This window comes from Methylomonas sp. Kb3 (assembly GCF_002834115.1).
GTDB lineage: Bacteria > Pseudomonadota > Gammaproteobacteria > Methylococcales > Methylomonadaceae > Methylomonas > Methylomonas defluvii.
On sequence record NZ_PIZT01000069.1, the window covers coordinates 14,661 to 36,328 of the forward strand.

Here is a 21,668-nt window from a genome sequence, read left to right on the forward strand (position 1 = left end):
CGCGCCTTTGGCTTATTTCGTATGCCTACTGTTAGCTAGATTTTATGCTGCTTTTTTTTCGGAATATCCCGGCATCGACCCGGCCCAACGAATTGTATTCTTACGTGGCGATGGCGGTCAGTGAAGATTTAATAGAACAGGCCAAGCACGTGATAACCGTCGATGTGATGGTGATTCGGGACAAGCGCAGCAATCAGCTGGAGCATCACGGCCTGGTGTCGGTGAATTCCGATGAAGCCGGTATTCGCGCTATTAAGAATCTGAACGGCCTGTTGTTTAACGGTTGCGAGGTTTTGGTGCGAGTTTACAAACAGCGCGACGTCAAAAATGACCGGCGCCGCAATGGGGTGCCGGTGCCGAGTGAGATTATCGAGAAACGCATTCAGGATCGGCGCCGCGGCGCTAGCGTGGAAATTTATGTCGATTTTTCCAATGTGTTCTATCCCATCACGCTTTAAAGGCGCCATGCCGTTTGGCTATTAGACTGCTGCTAAAGCCAGACGCGCACGCAGTTCCGGCCATTTTCCTTAGAGGTGTATAAAGCTTTATCGGCCTTGGTCAAGACGCAATCCGCCGTACCGCTATCGGCATGCATTAAGGCAATCCCGATGCTGACGGTTATTGGAATCACATGCTTATCTATCATCAGCGGTGTATCGGCTAGCTCCTTACGTAAGCGTTCGGCAATGATCATGGCGGGTTCGGCATCGGTCTCAGGCATGAATATCGCGAACTCCTCGCCGCCAATCCGGCCCACCACATCAATCTGACGTAATTCCGCGCGCATAATGCCGGCAAAGTGCTGCAACATCGCGTCGCCGGTGGGGTGTCCGTAACCGTCGTTAATCTGCTTGAAATGATCCAGGTCCAGCATTAATATCGCTACCCGGTGATTATTGCGCTTTACTCTGGCAAATTCGTTTTCCAGACGGGCCATAAAGTGCCGGCGATTTAAAAAACCGGTCAAACCGTCGGTTGTTGCCAATTCCCACAGCTCGGTTTGCATCCTTTTGCGTTCGCTAACATCCTGTTTAACGCCGACGAAATGGCGTATGCAGCCTTGCTGGTCCTTGACTGGGGAAATCACCAGTTCTTCGTCATACAGTTCGCCATTTTTGCGCCGGTTGACGATTTCGCCGCGCCAGGTATTTCCAGCTAGTATGGTCTCCCATAAAGCCTGATAAAACGCCTGGTCTTGCTTGCCGGATTTAACCAGCTCGTTGGGCCGCATGCCGGTGGCTTCTTGGCGACTAAAGCCGGTCAGCGTTTCAAAGGCTTTATTGGCCCATTCGATATTGGCATTGATGTCGGTAATCACTACACCATGTTCCACCGTTTCCAGGGCCGATATTAACAAGTGGTCGCGCAACTCCGACGCCTTGCGCAAGCTGATATCCTGATGGATACCGACCGCGCGAATCGGTTGGCCCTGAAAATCCCACTCCAGCACGCGGCCGGTATCGTGTACCCAAACCCAATGGCCTTGCTTGTGCAGTAAGCGATGTTCAGCAGAGTAAAGCTCGGTTTCGCCGCGCAAATGCGGCTCCAGAGAGGCTGTGATTAAATGCCAATCATCCGGATGCACCAAGCGTTTCCAAATGTCGATATCGGATCCCACCTCGTCAAGCGTGTAGCCCAGCATAGAGGCCCATAGGTCGTTGAAAATCACTTTCCCGCTGGGAATATGCCAATCCCATAAGCCTAAGCTTGCGCTCTGTAAGGCCATACCCATCCGTTGCTCGGACTCGTGAAGCCGTTTTTCCAAGCTTATCCGCGTCAACGCGTAGCGTATTGCCCTGACCAGGCTGTCGGTGTCTATGCTGGATTTGATCAGATAATCCTGCGCGCCGCAGTCCAGAGCCTTCAGAGAAAACTCGGTATCGTCGTGCCCGGTCAGCACGATAATCGGCAGTAGTCGGGTCGCTTTGCGAATGCGTCTGACGGTATCCAGGCCGCGCGAATCCGGTAGGCTTAAATCCACCAGCACCACGTCGATTTTTTGTTGGGCAATAATTTGTTCGCCATCCGCCAAATTCTCGCGCCAGATCAATTCGAAACGCAGAGTAGGCGAGGCGCGCAAATATTGACGAACCAGGCTGGCATCGCCCGGTTCGTCTTCGATTAATAAAACGCAGCAATTTGTCGCTTCGGTCATAATTATTGCTTGCTGGGTAAGCGCACTACATTGAACCAATAGCCTTCGATTTGCCGAACCGCCGCGATAAATTGTTCGACATCCACCGGTTTGGTAATGTAGCTATTGGCGCCTAGTTGATAGGTTGCGACCACGTCGCGCTCAATATCGGAAGTGGTCAGGACAATAGCCGGAATGCTGGAAAAGTCCGGTTCCGACTTGATTTTAGCCAGAAACTCGCGGCCGTTCATGCGCGGCATATTCAGATCCAGTAAGATCAAATCCGGGCGCGGCACGTCGGCATAGTCGGCGCCTTGCCGCCGTAAAAACGCCAGCGCTTCGACACCGTCCCAGACATGATGCAGATTGCAACGCACCCGGTTTTCCTTGAAACTCATTTTCACCAGATGGGCGTCGGCGGGTTCGTCTTCCACCAGCAACACATCGAACAGCGGCGTTGATTTATCCGTCATGCTTATTTCCTTCTATATTGGGTAGCTCGAACACCACTGCCGTACCGTTCTGCGCTGTGCTTTCAATCCAAATTTTGCCGCGACAACTGCTGACGATGCGGCGGGCTATCGACAGACCAATGCCGGTGCCGGCCTCGTTGTCGCGATAATGCAGGCGCTCAAAAATTTCGAAGACCCGTTGCCGGTATTCCGCATCTATCCCATCGCCGTTATCGCGCACATAATAACGATTTACGTCCAGATCGGATACGCCGCCAATTTCGATCCGTAAGGGTTGTTCAGAATTGGCTGGCCGGCCGTGTTTGAGTGCATTGTCCAAAAGCAATCTAAATAGCTCGGCCATGCGGGGGAGATCGATATAGGCATGCGGTAGTTCGCCGACGCTGACACTTGCGCCTGCAATCGCTATCGCGTCCGCTAAAGCGTGGATAGCCGCTTGGGCAGCGGTTTTGGCGTCCACATGAGTCATTTTGTCGCGGGCTTGATTGGCGGTCACGTAAAGTTGAATGTCACGTACCAGACCGATTAAACGCAGTGCGTCGTGTTCCAGATAATCCAGGCTACTATTAATGTCTTCGTCGCCCAAGGCCTCCGGATACGCCTTTAATGAGTTGCGTAAGCGTTGAGTAAAACTGCTGAAGCGGCGAGTCGGCTCCATCAAATGATGGGCGGAAATTTCTGCGAAACGGCTCAGGTCGGCGTTGCTGGATTCCAGAGCCATGCTGATTCGTCTACGCTCGGTAATATCGATGCAAGAGCCGATATAACCGACGAATTCGCCGTGGTCGTCGTAACGGGGAATACCGGTGTCGAACAACCAGCGATATTCACCATCGTGGCGTCTCATACGATATTCCATGCTGAAAGGCAGGCGTTTTTCAAAGTGTCCGGTGTAGTAGTTTAGACAATACTCCAGATCATCCGGATGCACTGTTTCTGTCCAGCCATTATCTAGTTCTTGTTCAATACTGCGCCCGGTAAAGTCTAACCAGACTTTGTTGAACCAGTAACAGCGCTTGGCTGAGTCCGAGAGCCAAATCATCACTGGCGCCGAGTCCGCCATGGCCCGGAACCGGCTTTCGCTCTCGCGCAATTCGGCGGTCATGTTTTCTGCCAGGGCCTGCGCGCGGCTGCGGCTGTTCACTAATTGCCAGGTTAGCAAACTTAGCAGCAGGCTGAGGCTCATGCCACTGCCGGCGATAATGAGTGGCTTGTCTTGATCGACCCGCGCTTGAAAATTCGGTTCGGCATGAATCAATAAGGTCCATGGGTGGCAAGCCAAAACAATCTGTTGTTTGGAGGTCAATAGTGGTTGAATGTTTGCCGGCGGTGCCGAGCCGTACATGCGGCTTTCTTCGTTTAAGGTTTCCCCGTCGAATATTTCCAATCCCAAATCGCTTTCTAGTTCGCCGCCAATTCCGGCCATTAAGTCCTTGGTGCGGAATGGTGCGTAAACCCAACCCAGCAGATCGATGCGGCGTTGCTCCAGCGTGTCGTGCGGCACGTCCTTTTTATACACCGGCAGGTACATTAAAAAGCCGGCTTGCACGTCTTGTTCGGTTTCCTGCAATAAGATCACTTTGCCGCTGATGCCCAGGCTGTTGTTGTCGCGGGCATAGCTCATCGCGCGGTTTCGAGTTGGCTCAGAGAACATGTCGAAACTGAATGCGCGTAGATTGCGACCTAAAAATGGTTCCAGATAAATTATCGATGTGTAAAAATCCCGCTCGCCGACGGGATGGATGTCGTAATCGGCAAAGCCTTGTTTGCGCATCTGGGCAACATGCCGGTCTTTCTCGGTTTTTGGTATCCACAGCGAAAAGCCCACGCCCTGGATGCCGGGAAAGCGTTGGTCAAGGTTCAGTGCGGAGACATATTCCCTATATTCGCTGCGTTCTACCAGTCCTGATGCGGCAAACAACCCCCTGGCGCCATATAGCATTTGCTCGTAAGTTTGTAATCGTTGCTCAATACTTTGCACCAATTGCCGGACGCGGAAATCGAAATAGAGCTGGCGTTCGTGTGCCAAGTCTTCAACCGCAATCCGCCAAGCCTGGTAGCTGGTGAGTAATGTAATCAGCAGGACTGCCACCGTCAGCCAGTGGCTGTAATACCGCGGTTTGCTCAGGCTTGAGCGTGGCTGGGCGCCGACCGAAGTTTCAGGGTGCTTATTCATGTCGGCTGGCTGTCGGTTGCGGGGGTATAGCCCAAGGGAATTTCAAACGTAAAACAGGAACCCAGGCCTTCGCCGGCGGAATCCACCCATATTTTGCCGTTGTGATGTTCTATTATGCGCCGGCACAAAGCCAGGCCCATACCGGTGCCTTCGAAGCGCGTGCGGGCTTGCAGGCGGCTAAAGAACTGAAACAGCCTATCAAATTGTCCGGGGTCTATACCGATGCCGTTGTCGCGCACGCTGAGCCGCCAACAGCCGTCAATGACCTCGGAGTTAACATCGATAATGGGAGCTTGGTATTCTTGCCGATAGTGCAGGGCGTTAACCAACAGGTTTTGCAGTAAGCGGCTGAGCTCGTCGCGGCTGGCATACAGGATAGGCCAGTCGCCTTGGCAACGGATGTTGGCTTGGCATTGTGTTGCCAGGGGTTCGACGAATTGCAACACTTCGTCGCGGACCGCGTCGCTGGCAATCCAGGATTTTTGTTGAGTCTTGCGGCCGACGCGCGAATACTCGAGCAGCGAGACGATCATCGCATCCATCCGTTTGGCGCCTTCCAAGGCAAAATTCAGATTTTGCCGCGCGTCTTCATCCAGTGATTCCCTGAGATTGCGTTCCAAAAATTGCAAATGGCCGGAGACCATGCGCAAAGGCTGGCGCATGTCGTGGGAGACGCTGTAAGCGAACTGTTCCAGATCGACATTGGAACGCAACAAGGCGTCGTGGCTTTGCCTTAATTCTTGTTCTATCTGTTTATGCTTGTCGATATCGACATGTGTACCCAACATCCGTTGCGGTTTGCCTTCCGGCGTGTGCGCCACCACCATGCCCTTGGCGAGTATCCACTTGTAGCGTCCATCCTTGCAGCGCATGCGAAACTCCACCCAATACAATTTATTCCTGCCGTCAAAGTAGTCGGACAGGGTTTGCAGCACCCGGTCGGTATCGTCAGGATGCAGGCTGTCGCGCCAGGCATCGAAGTTATTGGCGAATTCTTCCGGTTGATAACCCACCATCGATTTCCAGCGCGGCGAGAAAAACACCTCGCCGCTGACAATGTCCCAATCCCATACCCCTTCGTCGGCGCCTTCCAGAGCAAATTTCCAGCGATATTCGCTATCCGCCAGCCGAATATTCTGTTCGCGGACTCGGCGCCGTTCCGCCGCCAGATAGCGGTTCACCGAGAATAAACTCAAACTGAGCAACACCACCAGGAATACGCCGGCGCTGAGTGCCAGTATCGGTGTCGGGTAGCGTTGCCAAATATCCGTCAACGTGAATGACGGAACAGCGTCGAACGGCTTGGCGCGCACGTTCCGCAGTAGTTGTTCCACCGAATTGTAATCGGCCGGGATGGTAAAGCCTTCAATCCCCGGAATGAGGTCGGGGCTCATCAGCAGCAAACAGCCGGCGACTTTTTTGGCCAGCGCGCGGTCTACGTTGGGCATGGCTAAAAACGGCCACTCGGGATAAAGCGCAGTCGATAGCAGCTTGAATTCAGTAGAGGGTTGAGCGTTGAGGATTTTGATTTGCCGCAGATCGAGCTTGCCATTTTTGGCCAAATCCTCCAGAACTCCGGTGCGGACAAAGCCTATATCGGCATGTCCGGACAATACCGCTTCCGTTACCGCATCGTGCGGCATACCTGTGATGACCAATTGGGATGCCTTGACTATGTCTATGCCGGCTTGGGCGGCTTCGTAGGCTTGCATTTGAAAGCCGCCCAGGGAGTCTTGACTGGTAGCGGCGATTTTTTTGCCGCGCAGGTCGCCGAGTGCGTTGAGATCCAAACGCTCGGCTTTCGCAAAGATGACGCCGCCGAACTTATCCTGAGAGCCGCCGTCCTCGTGTCTGAGCAATGTGGCCAGCGGTGCTGAAAAGCCGTGTTGATAGCTGATATGGACATAGTGGCCGGGATTGGTCAGCACAAAGTCCAATTGGCTACTGTCCACACCGGCCTCCAGTTCGTCGTAGTTCAAAGCTTCGACGATGAATTCGCGCTCCGGTATAGCCTGGTGCAAGACTTTACTCAGTGCTTGCCATTGTTCCAGGGTTTGCGGCTTGGGCCGATAGGCTAATACACCGATCCGCACTGGTGCGTCGGCCAGCGCTGAAAAGCTGACCAGCACGCAACAGCCCAGTAACAGAAATTTAATCCGGTTAAGCAAAGCGTTTGTAATCATTAATAAATGGCCACGGCTCATTTAGGTAAAACCCAATACTCAGCTGTTCAATGTCCCAAACATTCTCTAATGTTCAGGCGGGTTGCCTTGCGCGCCGGCCAGAAGGCGGCTATCCAGGCCACGATTAACATGATCATCAACCAGTACAGAACAGCCCACCAGTCGAAGCGGAAATCCAGTTGTATGCCAAGCATAGTTCGTCCGAGTTGTTTCGCTAGCGGTTCGGCGGCCAGATAGGCGAGCGGAATACTCAGTAACCAAGCCATGCCGCCATGCAGCAGGCCTTCCAGTAAAAACATGCGGAATATTTTTTTGGACGGGGCGCCGATGGCGCGCAACACGCCAATTTCGCGAATGCGCTGCAATACGCTAATGGCTAATGTGCCTGATAAACCGATACCGCCGACCGCTGCAATCATGCAGGCCAGGCCCAGCAGGGTGTTGAGCACTGATTTGAACTGGTTGCGGGTAAACTGGCGTTGTTCCAGTTTGGCAAGCGTGGTGTAAACATCCAGTTGTACATCATGGTCCTGAAACTGTTGTTGCAAGTTGCGTAGGTAGTCGGCCTCCTGATGTAGGTCGGCGACCGGCGCATCGAGCAGTGCAAACGACGCCATTTTCCGGTTTTGAGTAATCTGCCGTAGGGTTTCCAACGGCGCATAGACCGGTTCCACTGCATAACTATTGCCGGCCAACCAACGATAGATGCCTATCACTTGCCATTTCTGGTGATCGGCGCCTAGCGCGACGTCCAGCATGTCGCCGGCTCGGACAGCGTTCAATGCGGCCGTATCCGCACTCAGCACCAGTACGCGCTGGCCGGCGTCGCTGGCTTGGAACCAGCGTCCGGATTCAATCAGCGGTTGGTACATCGTCGAGTTGGCCGGCAATGCCAGCATCTGCAGACCCAGGCTGCCTTTTTGCGGCAAGGCCAGGCCGTCCTTGGCAATTTGTATGCTGGATCGTTGCCAGAATTCTATTTGTTCCGTGCCGGGCACCGCTGCGGCGATGTCGCGAATTGTTTGTTCGGATTGGTCTTGGGTAAAGCCGAGCCGCACGGCATAACGGCTGCGGGCCATTTCCCGGTCCAGTGTTAAATTCAGCGAGGCGATCAAGCTGGTCAACACCAAAAACATCACGCCGGCACAGACCAATACGCCTTGTGTCAAGACCAGCCTGGCTTTACGGCGGAACAAATTCCCTAAGGCTGCGGCGGATAAAGTCGGCAGAAAGCGCGCGCCGAACTTCTCAATTAGTAGATCGAAACGGTTGTAGCCAAAATCCGCGCCCACGCCGTAACTGGCGATTGCTGCACGCACCGTCAGCGCAGCGCCGCGCAGAATCGGCGGCAAACCCGCCAGCAAGGGCGCCAGCAGGCCGCCGAGTAACATGTAATTAATGGCTGGCACGGAAATGGCAAATGCGCCGCAATCGATGTTGAATAAAGCCAGCAGTCGGCAGGCACTGAAATAAGCGGTAGCCAGGGCGGGTGGTACGGCGAAAACTATCGCCGTCAACGATAAAAACAGGATTTCCAGCAGATACAGTTTGGCAATCGTGATGGTCTTGGCGCCCAGCGCTTTCATGACGCCGATCTGGTCGGTTTCCTGGGTAATGTGGGCCGATACTGTGTTTAAAATCAATACGCTAGCTAGGGCTAACGAGACCAAGGCCATGATTTGCAGGACGCCGTTGATCCCGGCTAAAAACGGCCGGCCCCAATGTTGTTCCGGGTCTTGTAACAAGGTGACGTTGACGCCGATATGCTGCGCGCTCAGCAGGCTGCGAATTTGCCCGGCAACGTTGCGGACGGATTCACTGCTGTAAGGTTCGGCGATTTGCACCAGCAACTGCCGGAAACTGTGTGCCGGAATGCCGAATTGGGTGGCTTGTGCGGTGCCGGCAAAAAAATGTATTTGGCCGCCGAATTTGGGCGGTTTAACGAAGGGATGGCGGACGATACCGCCTATAGGCCAGGTCTGCGGGCCTTGGGCGGTTTCGAATTCTATGTCGCCGCTTTGCATGCCGCTGGACAGGGCGGACAGGTTTTCTATCGCTACTTGATTTACGCCCGGCCAATCGCCGGATTGTAATGCGGTTTTGTCGAAATGTTGCTTGCCATAGTCGGTCCGGATGATCAGAGTTCCCAATTGCCAGTCGGTCTCGCCAGGTTGGCGGAAATGCACGCTCAGCGGCGTCAGCGTATCGACGCCGGCTACGCCGGGTAGGGCCTTGATTTGCTCCAGCAAACCGATGTCTGCATCCTGTCTCAAAATCAGATTGATGTGTGACGGTTGCGATTGCCGATGCGCGGCATCCATTTTGCCCAGCAGCAAATCGATCATGCCGAACAATGTGCCGACACAGCAGACGCCGACAGCGATGCTGATAATCGCCAAGGCAGTGCGGCTTTTAGTCAGCCATAAGTCGGCCCAGACTTTATGCCACAGCGTATTCACCTGCTGCCTACCGGCTGGCTGTCGGCGTGGATTCGTCCGGAGCGGATTTCCAGTTTGCGGCTGGCGGCGTCGGCCAGGGTTTCGTTGTGGGTGACCATTACCAGGGTTTTGCCTTGATCGCGCAGATGCGCAAACAAATCGAACACCGAATCGGCGGTGGCCGCATCCAGATTGCCGGTGGGTTCGTCGGCGACGATCAGCGGGGGATCGTTGGCCAGCGCGCGGGCAATCGCCGCCCGTTGTTGCTGGCCGCCGGAAACCTGGCTGGGCAAGCGCTCCGCGGCATCGGCCAATCCGACCAGTTCCAGCAAATACATGGCCCGGTCGCGGCGCTGTTGCTTGTTTAACGAGCCGAGAAAGTCCATGGGTAGCACGATGTTTTGCAGCAGATTCAAAGTAGGCAATAACTGGAAGAATTGAAACACGATGCCGACATTGGCGCCGCGCCAGATGCTGAGTTTTTCGTTACTGAGTGTTTGCAGCTCGGTGCCGTTGACGCTGACTTGGCCTTGGCTGGGATGGTCGATGCCGGTCAGCAGATTTAATAAGGTGGATTTGCCGTTGCCGGACGGGCCGACGATGGCGACGAATTCGCCGGGATAAATATCCAGGTTGATGTCATGCAAGACAGTTTGCAGCGTGCCGGCTTGCGGATAGTCCTTATAAACCTGTTTCAGTTCGATGATCTTTTTCATAACAGCCGGCAAATTGCGGTATGTTACACGAGGCGCGGGGATCCTGGCATACCCGTCATCTCACGCACACTGCGCCGGAGGGCGATCAATGACATCGGTACGGATTTTGTGGCTAATGCTTTGCATGGTTTGGATAGCGGCGGAAATTGCTTTGGCCCGCCGTACTGCGCTGCAAGCCGGGCCGGTCGTGAATACGGAGCGACGTTCGCAACGTATTTTGTGGATCAGTATTTTGGCAAGTCTGGCGCTGGCCTTGTGGTTTAAAAGTCTGGCTTGGGCGCCTATAAGGATTGATTATCTACCCAGGCAAGCGCTGGCCATGCTGTTGTTTGTCTCGGGGCTTTATTTGCGTTACGTGGCGGTGATGAAATTGGGCCGATTTTTCACGACTAACGTGCTGATACAGCAAGAACACAGATTAATCAAAGAAGGGCCGTACCGTTGGCTACGGCATCCGGCCTACACCGGCTTGCTGATCGCGTTATTCGCTGCTGGGGTAGCGATGGGCGATATTTTGGCGTTGGCGATGTTGCTAGGGCCGACGGTTTGGGCGTTTACCCGGCGCATTGAGATAGAAGAGCGGATGTTGCTGGCTGAGTTCGGTGCGGTTTATGCCGATTTTTGCTTATCGACCTGGCGGCTATTGCCTTGGATATATTGAAAGCATATTGGGGCGGTTTTAACCGCCCCAATAGCGGATAGACCTAGCCGGTCAATTCATCCAAATATTTTTCCACATCCAAAGCCGCCATACAGCCGGCGCCGGCTGAGGTGATAGCTTGTTTGTAATGTGAATCCATCACGTCGCCAGCCGCGAATACGCCGGGCACACTGGTGGCCGTGGCATTGCCGTGGATGCCGCTTTTAACGACGATATAGCCGTGGTCCATCTCCAGCTGGCCGGCAAAAATGTCGGTGTTGGGGGTGTGGCCGATGGCGATAAACACGCCGTACACGTCCAAATCTCTGGTGTTACCGTCCTGCGTGCTCTTGATACGCAGACCGGTCACGCCCATGTCGTCGCCCAGTACTTCGTCCAGCTCGTGATTCCATTCGATACGCACATTGCCGGATTTTGATTTTTCGATCAGCTTGTCCGACAAGATTTTTTCGGAGCGGAATTTATCGCGCCGGTGCACCACGATCACCTCGGAGGCGATGTTGGACAAATACAGTGCTTCTTCCACGGCAGTATTACCGCCGCCGATCACCGCGACCGGCTTATTGCGGTAAAAGAAGCCGTCGCAAGTAGCGCAGGCGGAAACGCCTTTACCCTTGAAGGCTTCTTCGGACGGCAGACCCAGATATTTCGCGGAAGCGCCGGTGGCAATGATTAACGCATCGCAGGTATAGACGCCGGCATCGCCGGTCAAGGTAAACGGTTTTTGCGATAGATCGGCAGTGTGAATGTGGTCGAATATGATTTCGGTATTGAAACGTTCCGCGTGCAGACGCATCCGTTCCATCAAATCCGGACCTTGCAGGCCTTCCACGTCGCCTGGCCAGTTGTCCACCTCGGTGGTGGTGGTCAATTGGCCGCCTTGTTGCATACCGGTGATCATCACCGGATTCAAGTTAGCGCGCGCGGCGTAAACGGCTGCTGTGTAACCGGCCGGGCCGGAACCTAGGATTAAGAGTTTGCAATGTTTTGCGGCAGCCATTATGTCGAGTCTCCATGCGGGTTAGGGTAGTAAAATTATAAGGGCATTCCCCCCGCGATAAAACCGATTTACCGACTGGTTTTTAATGGCGTGGCCGGTAAAGCTAATGTGAAATCGATTTACATCATCTATAATCATGATATATCAACGACATACGACTACACCGCATCATTCGTGGGGTCTAACGTGTCCCTCTATCGTAGTGATAGAAATTCGGACGAGTTTCAACTCGTGAAATGCAGGTTTTCTATCAATAAAATCAACAATATGGAAATAAATAAGGGGTCTGTATGACAAGCTTGGTTTTCGTAATAACCATGTTAGTTACCGCGTTTATAGTTTTTAAGCTACTCCAATTTGTATTGGATCGTGCGCGAGGATTTGATGACCCAACAACAATGGAGATGCAGCACCTAGTTTCAGCTATAGCTGGACAGGCTGATTGGATAGAGAAAATGCGGTCCTCACCATGGGAAACGCAACAAATGTCGCATATCATCAAACAGACAAACGAACGTAAAAACTATATTGCTCGCCTATGCGTAGAGATTGTGTCGCGTGATGGAGTGGATGGGCAGTTTTTCCAAGAAGCCGCGCAATATGCAAAAGAGCTAGAGCTTTCGGGAATTGCTAAAGACAAAGCGGCTACCCAAGCTGTAAAAGAAAAGTTGTTTACTAAAAACGGCTTTCTATACCCTTCTAGTTGGGATATTTGATCAGTATTTCAAATTACTTTGAACAGACGCCAACCATATGTCGGATGCTTGTTGCCTAAAGTTCAGGGCGATCAATAAATGTCTTATTGAATCATTGGTCAACCCAAGTATTCATTTCGCCAATCCTGACGAGTTTCAACTCGTGAAATACAGGTTTTCTATCAATCAATTCAATGACTTGAACATGAAAAAGGCCCATAGAATTGGTTCTCGAATGGATGGTGATTTTGAGGTGGTTTAATAGGAGCCAAAATTGGATATTAAGTTTTTTCTCATAGAACGTACAAAATTTATTCGTTTTTTTTATAAAAATGCCTCCGCGACGTTCTCTAATATTACAAGCGACATTGAGAATGGAAGAGCTCCCTATATACCACCCTATAGTGAAGATGGGGAGCCACCGTTTATGGTGGAATGGTTAGATGCTAAATTAGGATTTGAGGCGTGTGGGCATCATGCAATATCTATGCTTTCTTCCTCTCTTCAGTTATTTCTAAAAGCATGGGTTGATCGGCTAGATAAATATCATGGAATGAAATTTAGCGTAAATTTCAAAAAAAATGGTTGGTTAAATGGATACCTCGATATCTTCAATGAAATCGACCTAGATATGTCAACTTGTCCTGCTGATTTAAGTATTGTCGAACAAATTACCCTTGCCAGAAATAGTATTCAACATCCAAAATATCTTACGATAATCAATGTATCTCACACTGAAGATGATTTAAAAAAATATCCCAGTCCATATTTTATACATGATTCAGAGTTAACTCTTGCTTTGGAGGAAGACGAACATTCTTGGCTAATGCCTCCTACAATATCACCAACTGAGGAAAAGGTACTTGAGGCGATTTCTCAAGTAGAACTGTTATGTTCATGGTTAGAGTCAGAATACTGGAAAGCTAGAAATAAGTAGCTAAGGAGAGTCTGTGTTCTATGCGTCAAAGTTACTTTGGTTGCGCCTACAAATCTACTTACAAATTATGCCAATTTTATCTTTGCACCAATTGAGTATTGTGTTCATGCGTAACAGATTCTTTTTGAAGACTTGGAATCAATTTCTTTTGTATATCCATGTTATATATCCAAAACGCTGATAGAACAGCTGCAAGTATTGGAAAGCCATAAATCAAGATTTTTGACATACTGGAAATACCGCTTTCAATCTTTACTAAACTAGTTGCTTGACTTTGTTGGGCAGCAGCTAAATCTTTCATTGCCTGATTAACTTCAGCTTTATCATCTTTCATTGCTTGTCTTAATTCTTTAACTAGTTCTGTTTGAGCTTCTAGTTGAGTTTCTAATTTAACGACACGGTGCTCCAAAGCATAATACTCTCGAACAGTATCCGAGTCGGTTGCTCTTGTATCCACTATTAACCCCCACGTGTTTTGTCGTGACGTGCTACAAAAGTGATACCAACAACAGCAATAGCCGCTTGTTGCTCTTCAGTCAAATTTGTAAGATTAAATGCAGCCAATAATGCAAATATTCCAAACCATGTTGATTTTTCTGATAGCCAATCTCTAAAATAGTCAATCATATCAATAACCTTATAGAGTCTTACCGTAATCGAACATCGACTTCATTTGCTCATCAGTCCAGCCAAGCAATTGTTTAACAGCAGCTACTAAAGAGTTGTTTGAAGATACTGTGGGTCTAAACTCCCATTCGATTTGAGCTGCACGACCAAACGTAGGGATATGTCTGTTCGTAAAGCTATTGATCGTGCTGGTTTAGTTGATTGTACGATACATACATTGAGACACACTTTTGCTTCTAGGATGATACAAAACGGAGCCTCGTTATATGAGGTTAAGGAACTACTTGGTCATTCCAGTATTAACACGACGATGGGCTATTCCCATTTGTGTCAAGAGCAAACAACTAGTAAGGCTAAAGAAATCATGGACAGAACCAATAAAGATGTCCAGAGGGTTCGTTTAAGACTAGTAGGTTAATTAAATGCCATTTAATTAATGTAGGTTGATAAGCTATTATTTAACGATAGAGTGAGATAGAAATTCGATAGAGTTCCAATCCCGCATTCTATGTGGGTTTGAAGGTTGGTCTAGTAAAAACAATATCTTATATAGTGATGGTCTTGTTAATCCCCCGCATTAAATGCGGTGTTGAAGTTGTTGAAAATTATAGGGCTTTGAAGGATAGAGATTGCGCTATAATCATGTTTTGTGACGCTTTTATTGTGAGCCGACAACTATGGTTGCTGTTGTGGAAGAAAGAGCCGCGCGAGGTTATCGCGAAATCGCACTACTAGGACTTTCAAGTTGTGCGCTGTTTTTTTTAATTGCCCTAGTCACTTTTAATTCCAACGATCCGGGTTGGAGTCATAGCACGTCCTATCAATCCATCAGTAATGCCTGCGGCTTATTCGGTGCCTGGCTGGCGGATTTTGTGCTGAGTTTCCTGGGGTTGATGGCTTATTTGATTCCGATCATGATTTTCTGGTACGGCTACATGCTGTATCGCGGCGCTAATCAGCAAACGGGCAGCCAGTGGTTGGTGGCCGCTCGTTCGGCGGGGTTTCTCGCCACGATGATTTCCGGATCGGCTATTTTGTTCTTACATCTGCACTTTTTACGGACCAAGGTAGATTTGCCTGAGAGCCCGGGCGGCATTTTGGGGCGAGAGATAGGCGACGCCTTGGTGCATCTGTTGGGCAACTCCGGTTCCACCTTGTTGCTACTGGCCATTTTTATGACTGGCGTGACCTTATTCACCGGCTTGTCCTGGCTGACGATGATGGCATTTATCGGCAAATGCGCGATGACGGCTTGTTCGGTGGTGGGTCGGCAGGCGGTTGAGGTGCCAGAGCGTTACCGCGCGGATAGACCGGCACGACCTGAACCTGCAAAAGAAACCAAAAAGCCGCGTAATCAGCAGCCGGACGTTAAAACCGAAGAACGCGCGAAAAAGTCGCAGATTCAAGTACTGGAAACCGCACAACCTTCCGCCACTGCTGCAGTTAGACCCTTGCGTCGAAAAGACAGCAAGCCAGTGGACGATATGGAGCCCGGCGCCTACATCAACGCCTTGCCTACCTTGTCTTTGCTGGACAAGCGTGAAATCAAGGTGAAGCGCTATTCCAAAGCCGAGCTGGAAGAAATTTCCCGCCAAGTCGAGGATGTATTGCAGGATTACGGTATCGCCGCCGAAGTGGAAGCGGTATTGCCTGGGCCGGTGATTACCCGATTCGAATTACGCTTGGCGGCCGGCGTCAAAGTCAGCCGCATCAGCAGCCTGGCCAAGGACTTGGCGCGCGGATTGTCCGTAACCAGCGTGCGTATTGTCGAGATTATCGAAGGCAAATCGGTGATTGGTTTGGAGATTCCGAACCAAGAACGGGAAATGGTTTCGCTGCGCGACTTGCTGGTATCGGATGAGTTTGAGCGGGCTAAATCCAAGCTCAGCATCGCGATGGGCAAGGATATATCCGGTACGCCGGTCGTCGCCGATCTGGGCAAAATGCCGCATGCGCTGGTGGCCGGTACCACGGGTTCCGGTAAGTCTGTAGCGATCAACACCATGATTCTGAGCTTGCTGTACAAAGCCAAGCCGGAAGATGTGCGAATGATCATGATAGACCCGAAAATGCTGGAATTGTCGGTGTACGAAGGCATCCCGCATTTGCTGACGCCGGTCGTTACCGACATGAAGGATGCGCAAAACGCTTTGCGTTGGGCCGTCGCCGAGATGGAGCGCCGTTACAAATTAATGTCTAAAGTGGGCGTGCGGAATCTGGCCGGCTATAACCAGGCGGTCAGGGAAGCGGAAGCCGCCGGTCAGCCGATTCGCGATCCTTTATTCCGGCCGGAAACGCCGGTAGCCCTGGAAGATTATCCGCTGTTGGATACGCTGCCTAGCATCGTCATCGTCATCGACGAGTTGGCCGACATGATGATGGTGGTCGGTAAAAAGGTCGAGGAACTGATCGCCCGTTTGGCGCAAAAAGCCCGCGCGGCCGGCATCCACCTGGTGTTAGCGACGCAACGGCCGTCCGTGGACGTGTTGACCGGTTTGATCAAAGCCAATGTGCCGACCCGAATTTCTTTCCAGGTATCGTCGCGGATCGACTCCCGGACCATCATCGACCAAGGCGGTGCGGAAGCCTTGCTGGGTAATGGCGATATGCTGTTCCTGCCGTCCGGTACCAGTATCCCGCTGAGAGCTCATGGTGCGTTTGTGGACGACCACGAAGTCCATCGCGTAGTGGAGTTCTTGAAAAAAACCGGTCCGACCAACTATCTGGACGAAATCACCCAGGAACGTACCGATAGCGGTGAAGTCGCCGGCTTGGATAGCGAAGACAGCGAATCCGACGCGCTTTACGACGAAGCGGTGGCTTTCGTCACCGAGTCGCGCAAGGCCTCCATTTCCAGCGTGCAACGCCGTTTCAAAATCGGTTACAACCGGGCGGCGCGCATCATCGAAGACATGGAAAACGCCGGCGTGGTCAGCATGCCGGAAACCAACGGCTCCCGCGAGGTGTTGGCGCCGCCGCCGCGCTGATTGCGATGAATATCGTTATCATTGGCTTACTGGCCGTCGCAGCTATTTCCGGCATCGGCGGCTGGTTGCTTAGTTCCAAACAAAGCCAGGAAACCCCGGTCAGAATCATGATGTTTGTTGGTTATTTCTGGCTGCTGGCTTTTGTGCAATTCCTGCTGATCGCCTTGGGCTACTTTGGCTGGCAACATTTCTTGGTTTGATTTTTCTGATATGAACCTAATTCCCGAGCTAATCGGTTATCTGGCGGCGACCTTGACGACCGCTTCTTTTCTGCCGCAAGCAATTAAGACTTTCAAAACCCGCGACACCGAATCCCTGTCGCTAGGCATGTACAGCATGTTTACGTTGGGGGTGTTGCTGTGGTTAATTTATGGTATCTATTTGGTGAATATAGCTATCATAGTAGCCAACGCTATTACCTTTTTGCTGGCAGCGGCTATCTTGGGCTTTAAGATTCACAATCTGCTGCGTAAATGAATATGCCGGGTCAATCACAATGTCTTCCAGTGCTTCCAGCCATATCGAAATAAAACCCGATAGTTTCGCCGCCAATGACAGCAGTGCTTTCATTGAGAAGATTCGCCCGAATACCGCGATTTCCGAGCCTGTCTACAAGCAACTGCAAAGACGTATTACCGATATGATTCAGTCCGGCGAGCTTGGTGACGGGATTAGCCTGCCATCCGAACGGGCATTAGCGGAAGCGTTGGATCTGAGCCGCACCACGGTGCGGCGTTGTTACGAAGAATTGCGAGCTCAGGATTGTATTGCCACCCATGGCCGGGCCGGCGTTACCGTTAAGGCGCCGCCGTCGCGGATCAATCCGGAGATGGGTAAGCTGAAAGGCTTTACCGAAGAAATGCGCGAGCTGGGTATCACGCCATCCACGCAAATTCTCGATCACCAGATTGTCGTCGATAGAACTATCGCCTCCATTTTTAATCGCCCGGCATCGACGCGATTTCTACGTTTGGTAAGGGTGCGCTTGGGCGATGGCATGCCGCTGTCGCGAGAACTGGCTTGGTACGATCTAACGGTAGCGCCGGCTTTGGCTGATTGGAACGGCGAAGGCTCTGCCTATCAATACCTTGAGGCCCAATGCGGCTTAGGCTTGGTGCATGCCGAACAATCCATCGAAGCGGTGCTCAGCGATGACGTGGAAGCCGGCGTATTCGGTTTTGACCAGCCGGGTCCCTGCTTGTTGTTGAAGCGCAAGACCTACGCCGACAACGGGCAGATCGTGGAGTATGTCGAAGGCACGTTTCGCGGCGACGCCTATACCTACCGGGTTAACCTGAAAATCCGGCCGAACTAGACTGATTTTGGTGTTGGATTGGTTTTCATAAAGTGGTCGATCTCGGCTGGCGTCGGCAAGCACCTCAATACGCCATGATGTTTGGCGACCCAGGCACCGCTGGCACTGGCTAGGCTCAAAGCCTCGGTTAAACTCAGATTATTCAGCAAGGCAGTCGCCAGGCCGGCGCTGAACGCGTCGCCGGCGCCGGTGGCGTCCAGTGCGGTTACCGGCCAAGCCGGTTGGTGAAGAACCATGCCTTTCGTTAACGCCACGCATCCCGCCTCACCCAGTGTGACCACCAGCAGCTCTCCGGACCAGGCAATTTTTTCCGCCCACTTGCATAAGTTACTCAGCCACTGCGCCAGGCTGATCGCATTGTTGCCTAGGCCGAATAATGCAGCGGCTTCGGTTTCGTTTACCACCAAAATATCGGTCAGCTTTAATAAGCCGGGATCAGGTTGCCGCCAGGGCGAAGGGTTCAGCATAGTGCGGATGCCGCGCTGACCAGCGATCTGGAAGGCTCTGCGGATCGGTGCTTCCGGGATTTCGAATTGGGCGTAAATCAGATTGAGATGGGGCAGGGAGGCCAGGGCTTGTTCGACGTGTTTCTCTTTCAGCAGTGTGTTGGCTCCCGGATGGACTGCCAGGAAATTCTCGCCGGTCGGGCTGATAAAACCGACACCAAAACCGGATTGCGGTCCTGTTTTCAGCAGCCAGCGGCTGTCCATGCCTGTGTTCTTGATGAGCTCAATTACTTCATCCGCCGCCGAATCCATTCCCAGCGGCAATAGCATTGCCACCTCAGCGCCAAGCCTATGCGCGGCTAAGCCAGCATTCAAGCCCTTGCCGCCGTGTTCCTCGATCCTGCCGGTTGCTTGCAAGGATTCGCCCGAGCAAGGCAAGCGCTCAACGTTCAGGCAATGAGCATGGACATAGCTGGCTAATACTAGGATGGACACGAAATCTCCGTTTTAGGAAAAAGTCTGTGAAATAGTACCGAAATAAAACCAATAATTTACGATTGACGCAAAAAAATCTAAATGGTATCTATATGGTTACTTATTTTAATACCAAAAAATGGAGTATTAGCCATGACCCAGCAAGTTCTGAATATCAATAACACCCAAATCGTTAGCGGTACGGAAAACATGACACCAGGCGAAGGCGGCGCGCATACCCGATTGCTCTGGGCCAGTGTGCCACCTTTTTCGGCCAGACCTGATGTAACCGTTAGTATTTATTCGGCCGAAGGTATGTCTAACGCGGGTACCACGTTTGTTCCTTGGTCTATCGAGTACGTTCCGGGCGGCGCGGCTGGTGGCCGAGACCTGATAGCCATTTCGGCAGCCAATACCGAAACAGGTTTGGAAACCGATGTCGATGTAGTCTGCAGTTATCTGGCCATTGGTCCAAGTGAGTAGCCATTAATTTATGCTACCGATTTCAGTTCGTTTAGAAATTCGAACTGACCGGTAAAGCCACGCTTCGCATTTCCAAAGGAAATATTATGAAAGTCAAAACTGCTTTACTAACCCTGTCCATCCTCAATCTGATGGCCTTCAATACAAATGCCGTCGCGAGTGCGAATGCAACTGCCGAGGTTACCGTTGACTGGAATACCTTGAGAGTGACTTCGGGAACCAGCACCAATGCGGGAATTGCTTGGTACGATAAATCTTCGCGCGTGGATACGCGCATGGACACGCCTTACGGCGAAGGCACCTATTCATCGGATTGGGTGACGCCGTTGGCCAGCTTACAAACGGGGAGTGGGATACGCTCGCTTACCTCGAAAGCCGATGTCGATTCAAATATTTTGCACAGCTATTCCCAGGATATAGATCCAGCATTCGGCGACGCGGTGACCACCGAAAGTTATCGCACCGGCAGCTTCACCGGTTCCGGAAGCGGTGCGACAACCTTCTCGGTCGACTACAGCATGAATATCGGTTTGGTGCCTGGCAGCGGGACCAATGATGTGGCGGCGGCCTGGGTGTTGCTGGTGGTAAACGATTTCGGTGATCCCAACCGATCTTTGTCCAGCCGTAAGGATCTGTTCCTTAATGCCAGTTTCGTCGGTAGTTTGCCGAACCAGGCCGCTGGCACTTTATCGGTCACGCTGCCTACCACGAGTACAGGGCGGGTATCCTTCAAGGTTACCACTCATGCTTACGCAAACGTTTCAGGGATTTCTCAAGTGCCGTTGCCAGCCTCGGCTTGGCTTTTCGGATCGGCATTATTGGCGCTAATCGGAGCGGTGCGTCGGCAATGAGCCGCTGCGGCCGGTATCTGAAACTTTTCTGATTTCCCAAGTAGCGTTTAAGCGCACCGGCACTCGTTTTGAGCTTGGCCGGTAGTTGTGACATCCACCATTTTTAACAACGTTAATCAATTAGAGGGCTTTTATGAATCGCTTCCCGTCTTTGCTGGCGCTTTGTGCAGTGTTGGCTTATGCACCAACAGCAGCTGCGTACACCACATCGTTGACCGTGATCGCCAGTGCGAACGCCGCTTATGGCAGTCAGTCCTACGATGCGGATTCCAAGGTGTTAAACAACATCAATAGCCCTTCATCGTCTACGGTCGATGCGTTGTATCAAGTACCCAATGCGGGCGGGCCGGGTAGTTACGTTGAGACGTACCGCTCCGCCGCCGGCGGTTTTGTCACTCCCGGCGTAATGAAAGCCAGTGCCAGTGCCAGTGCGACAGCCTATGCCGCGAATGTCGCCAGCGCCAGCAGCAGGGTGTCATTTGCCGATAACTTCAAGTTGGTGGGCCCCAGCGGTCGAAATATCGATCTGACTTTGACTTATTTGGTGTCGGGAGCATTGTCCGGCACCGCGGCCGCCAGCGGTGCTGTGCAACTAAGTACGGGTGACAGTATTTCTTTCACGGAAAATGGTTATACACCGCGCAGCTTCAGTTGTTCATGGCTGGCGTCGTGTACCGGTGTGGCGACATTTTCGCTGCCGGTCAATACCTTGATTTCACTGGATGCTTTTCTGGAAGTCGGCGCGGGCGCCAGTAGCTATTTCAAATCTACTCTGACCCAGTCGTCCGCTAATTTCGGGAACACCGGTTTGGTGTATCTCGGTATTGCCGATAGCCGTTATCAGCTGCTGAGCGGCAGCGGTTTTAGCTACGCCCCCGTGCCGTTACCTGCCGCGTTTTGGACTTTTGTTGCCGGATTGTATACGTTGGGCTATTCCGTACGGCGCAAGTCGTGCCTGGGCTAGATCGACACGCCATTGCCTTTAAGCAGGCGCGGCAAAAGTATTCTTCACTGCGGCTTTTGCCCTTCGCCTGACCGGTTGCGGTGCGGCATTCCTGCTTCTGTCTCTTAG

At 51.9% G+C, this 21,668-nt stretch carries 21 protein-coding genes; 11 read left to right on the plus strand and 10 right to left on the minus strand.

Annotated elements, in window-relative coordinates; all coding sequences use genetic code 11:
* Positions 1-44: 44 nt before the first annotated feature.
* Entirely contained in the window at positions 45-458 is a 414-nt protein-coding gene (locus CWO84_RS21260) for an RNA-binding protein (RefSeq protein ID WP_101055079.1), read from the plus strand.
* A 32-nt stretch (positions 459-490) separates the two neighbouring features.
* On the opposite strand, the gene CWO84_RS21265 is transcribed toward CWO84_RS21260, so the two are convergent.
* Genes CWO84_RS21265 through CWO84_RS21290 form a run of 6 tightly spaced genes read right to left on the minus strand, consistent with a single transcriptional unit; the run spans position 491 to position 10,120 of the window.
* On the minus strand, positions 491-2,155 hold the full coding sequence (locus tag CWO84_RS21265) for a diguanylate cyclase (protein WP_033155433.1): 1,665 nt from the start codon (positions 2,153-2,155) through the stop codon (positions 491-493).
* 2 nt (positions 2,156-2,157) lie between these two features.
* The gene (locus CWO84_RS21270) at positions 2,158-2,607 is read right to left on the minus strand and encodes a response regulator (RefSeq protein WP_033155432.1); all 450 of its coding nucleotides are present in this window, start codon (positions 2,605-2,607) and stop codon (positions 2,158-2,160) included.
* Positions 2,597-4,783, minus strand: a complete 2,187-nt coding sequence (locus CWO84_RS21275; protein ID WP_101055081.1) for a CHASE domain-containing protein — start codon at positions 4,781-4,783, stop codon at positions 2,597-2,599. The genes CWO84_RS21270 and CWO84_RS21275 overlap by 11 nt, the downstream gene beginning before the upstream one ends.
* Entirely contained in the window at positions 4,780-6,966 is a 2,187-nt protein-coding gene (locus CWO84_RS21280; protein WP_165786397.1) for a PhnD/SsuA/transferrin family substrate-binding protein, read from the minus strand. Before CWO84_RS21280 ends, CWO84_RS21275 begins: the two co-directional genes overlap by 4 nt.
* 47 nt (positions 6,967-7,013) lie before the next feature.
* Positions 7,014-9,425 carry an ABC transporter permease gene (locus tag CWO84_RS21285; protein WP_101055085.1) on the minus strand — a complete coding sequence of 804 codons (2,412 nt, stop codon included), beginning with the start codon at positions 9,423-9,425 and terminating at the stop codon, positions 7,014-7,016.
* Entirely contained in the window at positions 9,422-10,120 is a 699-nt protein-coding gene (locus CWO84_RS21290) for an ABC transporter ATP-binding protein (RefSeq protein ID WP_101055087.1), read from the minus strand. The genes CWO84_RS21285 and CWO84_RS21290 overlap by 4 nt, the downstream gene beginning before the upstream one ends.
* A gap of 88 nt (positions 10,121-10,208) precedes the next feature.
* Here CWO84_RS21290 and CWO84_RS21295 point away from each other — a divergent pair, with 88 nt between their 5' ends.
* Positions 10,209-10,781 carry an isoprenylcysteine carboxylmethyltransferase family protein gene (locus CWO84_RS21295; RefSeq protein ID WP_240618117.1) on the plus strand — a complete coding sequence of 191 codons (573 nt, stop codon included), beginning with the start codon at positions 10,209-10,211 and terminating at the stop codon, positions 10,779-10,781.
* 43 nt (positions 10,782-10,824) lie between these two features.
* Here the strand turns inward: CWO84_RS21295 and trxB are convergent, their stop codons facing one another.
* Positions 10,825-11,781, minus strand: a complete 957-nt coding sequence (gene trxB, locus CWO84_RS21300) for a thioredoxin-disulfide reductase (RefSeq protein ID WP_101055091.1) — start codon at positions 11,779-11,781, stop codon at positions 10,825-10,827.
* A gap of 290 nt (positions 11,782-12,071) precedes the next feature.
* On the opposite strand from trxB, the gene CWO84_RS21305 reads away from it, so the two are divergent.
* Entirely contained in the window at positions 12,072-12,497 is a 426-nt protein-coding gene (locus CWO84_RS21305) for a hypothetical protein (RefSeq protein WP_101055093.1), read from the plus strand.
* Between the two features lie 253 nt (positions 12,498-12,750).
* The gene (locus CWO84_RS21315) at positions 12,751-13,413 is read left to right on the plus strand and encodes a hypothetical protein (RefSeq protein ID WP_101055097.1); all 663 of its coding nucleotides are present in this window, start codon (positions 12,751-12,753) and stop codon (positions 13,411-13,413) included.
* A gap of 76 nt (positions 13,414-13,489) precedes the next feature.
* Here the strand turns inward: CWO84_RS21315 and CWO84_RS21320 are convergent, their stop codons facing one another.
* Both CWO84_RS21320 and CWO84_RS24555 read right to left on the minus strand, forming a co-directional pair.
* On the minus strand, positions 13,490-13,870 hold the full coding sequence (locus tag CWO84_RS21320; RefSeq protein ID WP_101055099.1) for a hypothetical protein: 381 nt from the start codon (positions 13,868-13,870) through the stop codon (positions 13,490-13,492).
* 2 nt (positions 13,871-13,872) lie between these two features.
* A complete protein-coding gene (locus CWO84_RS24555; RefSeq protein WP_165786400.1) occupies positions 13,873-14,040 on the minus strand; it encodes a hypothetical protein in 168 nt (55 codons plus the stop codon).
* Positions 14,041-14,717: 677 nt separating this feature from the next.
* Here CWO84_RS24555 and CWO84_RS21330 point away from each other — a divergent pair.
* The 4 genes from CWO84_RS21330 to CWO84_RS21345 are packed head-to-tail and all read left to right on the plus strand — an operon-like array spanning position 14,718 to position 18,342.
* Positions 14,718-17,027, plus strand: a complete 2,310-nt coding sequence (locus CWO84_RS21330) for a DNA translocase FtsK (RefSeq protein ID WP_101055103.1) — start codon at positions 14,718-14,720, stop codon at positions 17,025-17,027.
* A gap of 5 nt (positions 17,028-17,032) precedes the next feature.
* Positions 17,033-17,227 (plus strand): hypothetical protein, encoded by a 195-nt coding sequence (locus CWO84_RS21335; RefSeq protein WP_101055105.1) that lies wholly within the window; start codon positions 17,033-17,035, stop codon positions 17,225-17,227.
* A gap of 10 nt (positions 17,228-17,237) precedes the next feature.
* Complete coding sequence (locus CWO84_RS21340) at positions 17,238-17,504, plus strand: SemiSWEET transporter (protein WP_033155423.1); 267 nt, start codon at positions 17,238-17,240, stop codon at positions 17,502-17,504.
* Positions 17,505-17,523: 19 nt separating this feature from the next.
* A complete protein-coding gene (locus CWO84_RS21345; protein WP_205800437.1) occupies positions 17,524-18,342 on the plus strand; it encodes a GntR family transcriptional regulator in 819 nt (272 codons plus the stop codon).
* Here CWO84_RS21345 and CWO84_RS21350 read toward each other — a convergent pair.
* Positions 18,339-19,283 (minus strand): ribokinase, encoded by a 945-nt coding sequence (locus CWO84_RS21350; protein ID WP_101055107.1) that lies wholly within the window; start codon positions 19,281-19,283, stop codon positions 18,339-18,341. The genes CWO84_RS21345 and CWO84_RS21350 overlap by 4 nt on opposite strands.
* Before the next feature lie 132 nt (positions 19,284-19,415).
* Here CWO84_RS21350 and CWO84_RS21355 point away from each other — a divergent pair, with 132 nt between their 5' ends.
* The 3 genes from CWO84_RS21355 to CWO84_RS21365 all read left to right on the plus strand — a co-directional run bounded on the left by CWO84_RS21355 (position 19,416) and on the right by CWO84_RS21365 (position 21,560).
* Positions 19,416-19,745 carry a hypothetical protein gene (locus tag CWO84_RS21355; RefSeq protein WP_101055109.1) on the plus strand — a complete coding sequence of 110 codons (330 nt, stop codon included), beginning with the start codon at positions 19,416-19,418 and terminating at the stop codon, positions 19,743-19,745.
* Positions 19,746-19,831: 86 nt separating this feature from the next.
* Positions 19,832-20,596, plus strand: a complete 765-nt coding sequence (locus CWO84_RS21360) for a VPLPA-CTERM sorting domain-containing protein (RefSeq protein WP_101055111.1) — start codon at positions 19,832-19,834, stop codon at positions 20,594-20,596.
* 133 nt (positions 20,597-20,729) lie between these two features.
* Positions 20,730-21,560, plus strand: a complete 831-nt coding sequence (locus tag CWO84_RS21365) for a hypothetical protein (protein WP_101055113.1) — start codon at positions 20,730-20,732, stop codon at positions 21,558-21,560.
* The last annotated feature ends 108 nt before the right edge of the window (positions 21,561-21,668 follow it).